Raw genomic sequence first — 6,713 nt, forward strand, 5'->3', positions numbered from 1 at the left:
TCACTCCGTGCTGTAGTCGCCGTGCTCGCGTGTCGCTAGGAAGCGCACCTCGGGCCAACGCTCCTGGGTCATCTGCAGGTTGACGCGTGTGGGCGCGATATAGACCAGCTCGCCGGCATGGTCGATGGCAAGGTTCGACTGATTCTTGTTCTTGAACTCCTCGAAGCGCTTGGGATCGTCGCACTCCACCCAGCGGGCGGTATTCACGTTGACCGCCTCGAAGCGGCAGTCGACGTTGTACTCGTCCTTCAGGCGCTGGGCCACCACGTCGAACTGCAGCACGCCCACGGCACCCAGGATCAGATCGTTGTTGGTCAGCGGCCGGTAGAGCTGGGTCGCCCCTTCCTCACACAACTGCGACAGCCCCTTGAGCAACTGCTTGGACTTGAGCGGGTCCTTGAGCTGCGCGCGGCGGAACAGCTCCGGGGCGAAGTTCGGTATACCGGTGAAGGCCAGCTTCTCGCCCTCGGTGAAGGTGTCCCCGATGCGGACCGTGCCGTGGTTGTGGATGCCGATGATGTCGCCGGCCTGGGCGGTTTCCAGCCGGACCCGGTCGGAAGACATGAACGTCAGGGCGTCGGGGATCTTCACGTCGCGCCCCAGGCGCACGTGGTGCGACTTCATGCCGCGACGGAACTCGCCCGAGCAGATGCGCAGGAAAGCGATCCGGTCACGGTGCTGCGGATCCATGTTCGCCTGGATCTTGAAGACGAAACCGGTGAACTTGTTCTCCGACGGTTCGACGGTGCGGGAAGTCGCCTCGCGCGGCTGAGGCGGAGGGGCAATCTCGACGAAATCGTCGAGCAGCGACTGCACACCGAAGTTGTTCATCGCCGAGCCGAAGTACACCGGCGTCTGTTCCCCCTTGAGATAGGCGTCGAGGTCGAACTCATCGGCCGCGCCGGCCACCAGCTCGATCTCCTCGCGCAGTTCGTCGGCCTGGCCGCCGATCCGCTCGTCGAGGTCGGGGTTGTCCAGCCCCTCGATGGCCTCGACCGCCTGGTCGCGCGTGCCGTCAGCCGTCCCGTAGAGATAGGTAGTGTCCCGAGCGATGTGGTAGATGCCGCGGAAGCGCTTGCCGCTCCCGATCGGCCACGTCACCGGCGCGCAACGGATGTTCAGGACGGTCTCGACTTCGTCGAGCAGCTCGAGCGGGTCACGGCCCTCGCGGTCGAGCTTGTTGACGAAGGTCATGATCGGCGTGGTGCGCAGGCGGCAGACCTCCATCAACTTGATGGTGCGCGCCTCCACACCCTTGGCGGCATCAATGACCATCAATGCCGAATCTACCGCCGTCAGGACGCGGTAGGTGTCCTCGGAGAAATCCTCGTGACCCGGGGTGTCGAGCAGGTTGACGATGCGCTCGCGGTAGGGGAACTGCATCACCGACGAGGTCACCGAGATCCCGCGCTCCTTCTCCATCGCCATCCAGTCGGAGGTGGCATGGCGACCGGACTTCCGGCCCTTGACCGTGCCGGCGAGCTGGATCGCGCCGCCGAACAGCAACAGCTTTTCGGTCATCGTGGTCTTGCCCGCGTCCGGGTGCGAGATGATCGCGAAGGTCCGGCGGCTGGAGTAATCGTTTTCGGGGGTAGTGCTCATGGACTCTCGGGTCTGGAATGACACGGCCCGTCATCGCGACGAACCGGTGGAACATTGATTCTAGGGAAGAAGGCGGCGCATCACGCGGGCATCCTCCCGCCCCTCGGGGGCCGGATAATACGCCTTCCGGTGGCCGATATCCGCAAAGCCCGCCGACTCGTAGAGGGCAATGGCCGCGGCGTTGCCGGCACGCACCTCGAGGATCACGCAACTGGCCTCGCCGGCGGCCGCCGACTCGAGCAGCCGCTCGAGCAGGAATCGCCCCACCCCGCGCCGCTGGGCGGCCGGATCGACACACAGGTTGAGCAGGTGCCACTCGTCAAGCACGGTCATGACCACCGAGTAGCCGATCAGCTGTCCGCGCGAAAAGGCCCCGTCGAGCCGATAACCGGCCCGCAGGCAATCCTCGAAGATCGCTTCGCTCCAGGGGTACGGATGGGCCGCCTCCTCGATCGCGACGATTTCAGGCAGGTCTTCGCCGGCGAGTGCGGCCCAGTCCCACGCCGGCATGACGGCGGACTCGGCCCTCACCCGCGCGCTCGCCGGCCACGAGCCACAATGGTCCGCCATAGCCGACGCTTGGCCGCCCCGTCGCCGGCCAGAGTCGCCAGCTCCCAGGTTTCCCCTCTCAGGGTCACGGTATCGCCGCCCTCGCCCGTTTCGCAGGCCAGACCGGCGACCTGGGCAATCGCCTCGGCCAGCGCACGGTAGGGTGAGTCGGCCGCGAGACACAACCGATCTGGCAGCACCTCGTCGGCCAGCTCGGCCGGGGCCGAGGTTGGGGCGGCCTCGGCAACGGCCCCTTGCCGATGTGGCTCGCCATCCGCCCCGTCGGGCACCGGAGTCGGGACATCCACCGAGGTATCCATCGGCGTTTCGATCGGGTCGGCCTGCGGCTCATCCCGAGCCTCATCCCGGGGCTCGACGGGCGCATCGCTGATCGGCTCTTCGCCGTCGACGGACAATCGCAAACGGGCCGGGCGCACGCGCCCACTGGGGCGAAAGCCCTCGATACCGAGCCACCCCAGGGCGGCCTCCCGATCGACCCGCAGGGCCATGCTCAGACCAGGCCCCGAGTCACACGTCACCCATTTGCGGGTGGGCGCGCTTGGGCGGGTGTTCGAGGCGCTCGATGGCATTGAGGTAGGCCTTCGCCGAGGCGATCACGATGTCCGTGTCCGCGCCCTGCCCCGTGACGATGCGTCCGGCGCGCTCGAGGCGCACGTTGACCTCGCCCTGGGCGTCGGTGCCACTGGTGATGTTGTTCACCGAGTAGAGCTGCAGATTCGCGCCCGAGGCGACGATCTTCTCGATAGCGGCCAGCGCGGCGTCGACCGGGCCGGCACCGGTGGCCGTGGCGGTCATTTCCTCGCCGCGGATCGAGGCGGTGATAGTCGCCTCCGGCGTCTCGCCGGTCTCGGAGCAGACGTGCAGTGCGACCAGGCGGAAGGCCTCTTCCTGCTCGTCATACACCTCGGAGACCAGCGCCTGGATATCCTCATCGAAGATCTCGCGCTTCTTGTCGGCGAGTTCCTTGAAGCGACGGAAGGCATCGTTGAGTGCCTCTTCGCTTTCGAGCTCGACACCCAGGTCCTTCAGTCGGCTCTTGAAGGCATTGCGCCCGGAAAGCTTGCCGAGCGACAGGCGATTGGTCGACCAGCCGACGTCTTCGGCGCGCATGATCTCGTAGGTCTCGCGGTGCTTGAGCACGCCGTCCTGGTGGATGCCCGACTCGTGCGCGAAGGCGTTGGCCCCGACGATCGCCTTGTTCGGCTGCACCGGGTAACCGGTGATCGTGGAGACCAGCTTGGAGGTCGGCACGATCTGGGTGGCGTCGATGCGGGTCGACACGCCGTAAACGTCCGGACGGGTACGAGTGGCCATGACGACTTCCTCAAGGGCGGCGTTACCGGCCCGCTCGCCGAGACCGTTAATGGTGCACTCGACCTGGCGGAACCCCGAGCGTACCGCGGCCAGCGAGTTGGCCACGGCCAGACCGAGGTCGTTGTGGCAGTGCGTCGACCAGATCACGTTCTCCGAGCCCTCGACCCGATCGATCAGGGTCGCCATCTGCTCGCCCCACTGGTCCGGGGTGGCGTAGCCGACCGTGTCGGGCACGTTGAGCGTGGTCGCACCGGCCTCGATCGCCGCCTCGAACACCCTCACCAGGAAATCCATCTCGGAGCGCACCGCGTCCTCCGCCGAGAACTCGACATCGTCGGTGTACTCGCGCGCGATCTTGATGGCGTTCACCGCATGACCGACCACCTCGTCGGGCGTCATGCGGAGCTTCTTCTCCATGTGGATCGGGCTGGTGGCGATGAAGGTATGGATACGCCGCCGCGGCGCCGGGGAAACCGCCTCGCCGGCGCGACGCACGTCCTTTTCGCCGGCGCGTGCCAGCGAGCAGATCGTCGAGTGCTCGACATGTTCGGCGATGGTGCGAATGGCGTTGAAATCGCCTTCGCTCGCCGCGGCAAAACCGGCCTCGATCACGTCCACGCCCAGTCGCTCGAGCTGACGGGCGATGCGCAGCTTCTCGTCACGCGTCATGGACGCGCCCGGGCTCTGCTCGCCGTCGCGAAGCGTGGTGTCGAAGATGATCAAGGAGTCACTGCTGCTCATGGCAAAAACCTCAGGTGTCGCCGCCGGGTCCTCCCGTCGGACGTTCTTTATCTATTCGGTGGTCGCGTGGGTCGCCTCGCCAGGCATCGTCTCAATCGCCCCTGCGGGGCAGTCGCAGCAGCAGCGACGGGCAGACGTCACGCAGCCCGACCACCGGAACGGTGGTCGGGAGGGAACCATAGGCTGCGTGGAAACGACTGCTCATTTGGACAAGTTAACGACCCAGGGGCTCCGATTCAAGATGCCAGGCGTTTCAGGCGCCGACGCAATCCGCTTGAGAGCGTCCACAACGGGGCCGACAGCGCGTAGGCACTGGCCAGAACCCACAACGTCAGGGCGAAATCCTTCAAGAGCAGCACGAACACGATGATCGCGATCGGCAGGCTGAGGAAGGACAACCGCAGACGCGGTGAGAGCCGCTTGCCACTGAAGTACGGAAAGCTCGAGACCATCAACAGCCCGGTGGTGATGGTGATCACCCAGACCCAGCCCTGCTGTGCCTCGAAGGGAATGCCGTGCGCCTCGAAGAACCACACCATGCCCATCAACACCGCCGCGGCCGCCGGCGAGGCCAACCCCACGAAGTAGCCCTTGTCGACCGTCTCCACCTGAACGTTGAAGCGGGCCAGACGAATGGCCGCCGCTGCGGCAAAGACGAACGCGCCGAGCATGCCCCAGCGATCGCCCATGCCCTGCAGGCTCCAGAGGTAGACGATCAGTGCCGGCGCGATGCCGAAGGAGACCACGTCGGAGAGCGAGTCGTACTGGATGCCGAACTCCGACTCGGTGCCGGTCATCCGCGCCACGCGCCCATCCATGCCGTCGAGCAGCATGGCAACGAAAACGGCGATGGCCGCCGGGACGAAGTTGTCCTGGACGGCCATCACAATCGCGAAAAAACCGGCGAACAGGGCGCCGGTCGTGATCAGGTTGGGCAGAAGGTAGATCGCCTTGCGCCGCCGATGGTCATCCTGCCGGTCGGCCGGTTGCTGCTCGGTCTGCGTCTCGTGATCCATGTTCTGCCCCTCCCGGGATTGCCTCGTGCGACGGTCCCGCGATCAGTTGCGGGACTTGTCGACGATCTTGTTTGCGCTGATCCACGGCATCATGCCGCGCAGGCGCTCACCGACCTGCTCGATCGGGTGCTCGGCGTCCTGGCGACGACGTGCCGTCATTGAAGGGTAGTTCATCGCCCCCTCGTTGATGAAGCGCTTGGCGTACTCGCCGTTCTGGATGTTGGCCAGCGCCTCGCGCATCGCCTGGCGGGACTCCTCGTTGATCACCTTCGGGCCGGTGACGTACTCGCCGTACTCGGCGTTGTTGGAGATCGAGTAGTTCATGTTGGCGATGCCGCCCTCGTACATGAGGTCGACGATCAGCTTGAGCTCGTGCAGGCACTCGAAGTAGGCCATCTCGGCCGGGTAGCCCGCCTCGGTCAGGGTCTCGAAGCCGGCGCGGACCAGCTCGACGGTACCGCCGCAGAGCACGGCCTGCTCACCGAACAGATCGGTCTCGGTCTCGTCCTTGAAAGTGGTCTCGATGATGCCGGTACGACCACCACCAACGCCGGAGGCGTAGGACAGCGCGATGTCCTTGGCCTTGCCGGAGGCGTCCTGATGGATCGCGATCAGGTCCGGGATACCACCACCACGGGCGAATTCCGAACGCACGGTGTGGCCCGGGGCCTTCGGCGCGATCATGATCACGTCGAGGTCCTTGCGCGGGGTGACCTGGTTGTACAGGACCGAGAAGCCGTGGGCGAAGGCCAGCGTCGCGCCTTCACGCAGGTTCGGCTCGATCTGGTTGGCATAGATCTCGGCGTGGTTCTCGTCCGGGGCCAGCATCATGACCACGTCGGCCCAGGCGGAGGCCTCCTCGATGGTCTTGACCGTCAGGCCCTCGCCCTCGGCCTTCTTCTGCGAGCCGGAACCGGCACGCAGGCCGATCACCACCTCGACACCCGATTCCTTGAGGTTCAGCGCGTGGGCGTGGCCCTGCGAACCGTAACCGATGATGGCAACCTTCTTGCCCTGGATCAGGGAGAGGTCGCAGTCCTTGTCGTAGTAAACCTGCATGAGATGTATCTCCAGTCGAATGGTATTTGGATAAGGAAAAGGGAAACTGGCTGCGTCGGGCGCGGCTCAGACCTCGGGAATCAGCATGCCCCGCGGCCCGCGCGAGATGCCCAGCGCGCCGGAGCGCACGATCTCGACCACCGGGATCGAGCCCAACGCGTCGATGAAAGCATCGAGCTTGCTGCCCGGACCGACCAGCTGGACGGTGTAGCTGGACTCGGTCACGTCGATGACCTGACCGCGGAAGATCTCGGCCAGCCGGAAGATCTCCTGGCGGACCGCTTCGTGGGCCTGCAGCTTGATCAGCATCAGCTCGCGCTCGATGTGCGCGGTGTCGGCCATGTCCTGGACCTTGACCACGTCGATCAGCTTGTTGAGCTGCTTGACGATCTGTTCGATCACCTGCTCGTC

7 protein-coding genes are annotated in these 6,713 nt (G+C 65.5%); all 7 read right to left on the minus strand.

Annotated features, from left to right (window positions below; translation table 11 throughout):
* Complete coding sequence (locus ACESL5_RS02045; RefSeq protein ID WP_372591116.1) at positions 1-1,602, minus strand: peptide chain release factor 3; 1,602 nt, start codon at positions 1,600-1,602, stop codon at positions 1-3.
* A gap of 60 nt (positions 1,603-1,662) precedes the next feature.
* Positions 1,663-2,112: a ribosomal protein S18-alanine N-acetyltransferase gene (rimI, locus tag ACESL5_RS02050; protein ID WP_372591117.1), complete on the minus strand. Its 450-nt coding sequence runs from the start codon at positions 2,110-2,112 to the stop codon at positions 1,663-1,665.
* A 17-nt stretch (positions 2,113-2,129) separates the two neighbouring features.
* The gene (locus tag ACESL5_RS02055; RefSeq protein WP_372591118.1) at positions 2,130-2,660 is read right to left on the minus strand and encodes a hypothetical protein; all 531 of its coding nucleotides are present in this window, start codon (positions 2,658-2,660) and stop codon (positions 2,130-2,132) included.
* A 19-nt stretch (positions 2,661-2,679) separates the two neighbouring features.
* On the minus strand, positions 2,680-4,227 hold the full coding sequence (locus tag ACESL5_RS02060; RefSeq protein ID WP_372591119.1) for a 2-isopropylmalate synthase: 1,548 nt from the start codon (positions 4,225-4,227) through the stop codon (positions 2,680-2,682).
* A gap of 236 nt (positions 4,228-4,463) precedes the next feature.
* Complete coding sequence (gene pssA / locus ACESL5_RS02065; RefSeq protein WP_372591120.1) at positions 4,464-5,243, minus strand: CDP-diacylglycerol--serine O-phosphatidyltransferase; 780 nt, start codon at positions 5,241-5,243, stop codon at positions 4,464-4,466.
* A gap of 42 nt (positions 5,244-5,285) precedes the next feature.
* Positions 5,286-6,302, minus strand: a complete 1,017-nt coding sequence (ilvC, locus tag ACESL5_RS02070; protein WP_372591121.1) for a ketol-acid reductoisomerase — start codon at positions 6,300-6,302, stop codon at positions 5,286-5,288.
* A 66-nt stretch (positions 6,303-6,368) separates the two neighbouring features.
* The coding region (ilvN, locus tag ACESL5_RS02075) for an acetolactate synthase small subunit (RefSeq protein ID WP_372591122.1) at positions 6,369-6,713 on the minus strand (345 nt) is incomplete at its 5' end.

It is taken from the genome of Guyparkeria sp., from assembly GCF_041687595.1.
In the GTDB taxonomy this organism is placed as follows: domain Bacteria; phylum Pseudomonadota; class Gammaproteobacteria; order Halothiobacillales; family Halothiobacillaceae; genus Guyparkeria.

Coding starts and splice junctions, on each gene's coding strand:
- rimI (WP_372591117.1), bottom strand. CDS start 2,112: ATGCCGGCGTGGGACTGGGCCGCACTCGCCGGCGAAGACCTGCCTGAA.
- pssA (WP_372591120.1), bottom strand. CDS start 5,243: ATGGATCACGAGACGCAGACCGAGCAGCAACCGGCCGACCGGCAGGAT.
- ACESL5_RS02045 (WP_372591116.1), bottom strand. CDS start 1,602: ATGAGCACTACCCCCGAAAACGATTACTCCAGCCGCCGGACCTTCGCG.
- ACESL5_RS02055 (WP_372591118.1), bottom strand. CDS start 2,660: ATGGCCCTGCGGGTCGATCGGGAGGCCGCCCTGGGGTGGCTCGGTATC.
- ilvC (WP_372591121.1), bottom strand. CDS start 6,302: ATGCAGGTTTACTACGACAAGGACTGCGACCTCTCCCTGATCCAGGGC.
- ACESL5_RS02060 (WP_372591119.1), bottom strand. CDS start 4,227: ATGAGCAGCAGTGACTCCTTGATCATCTTCGACACCACGCTTCGCGAC.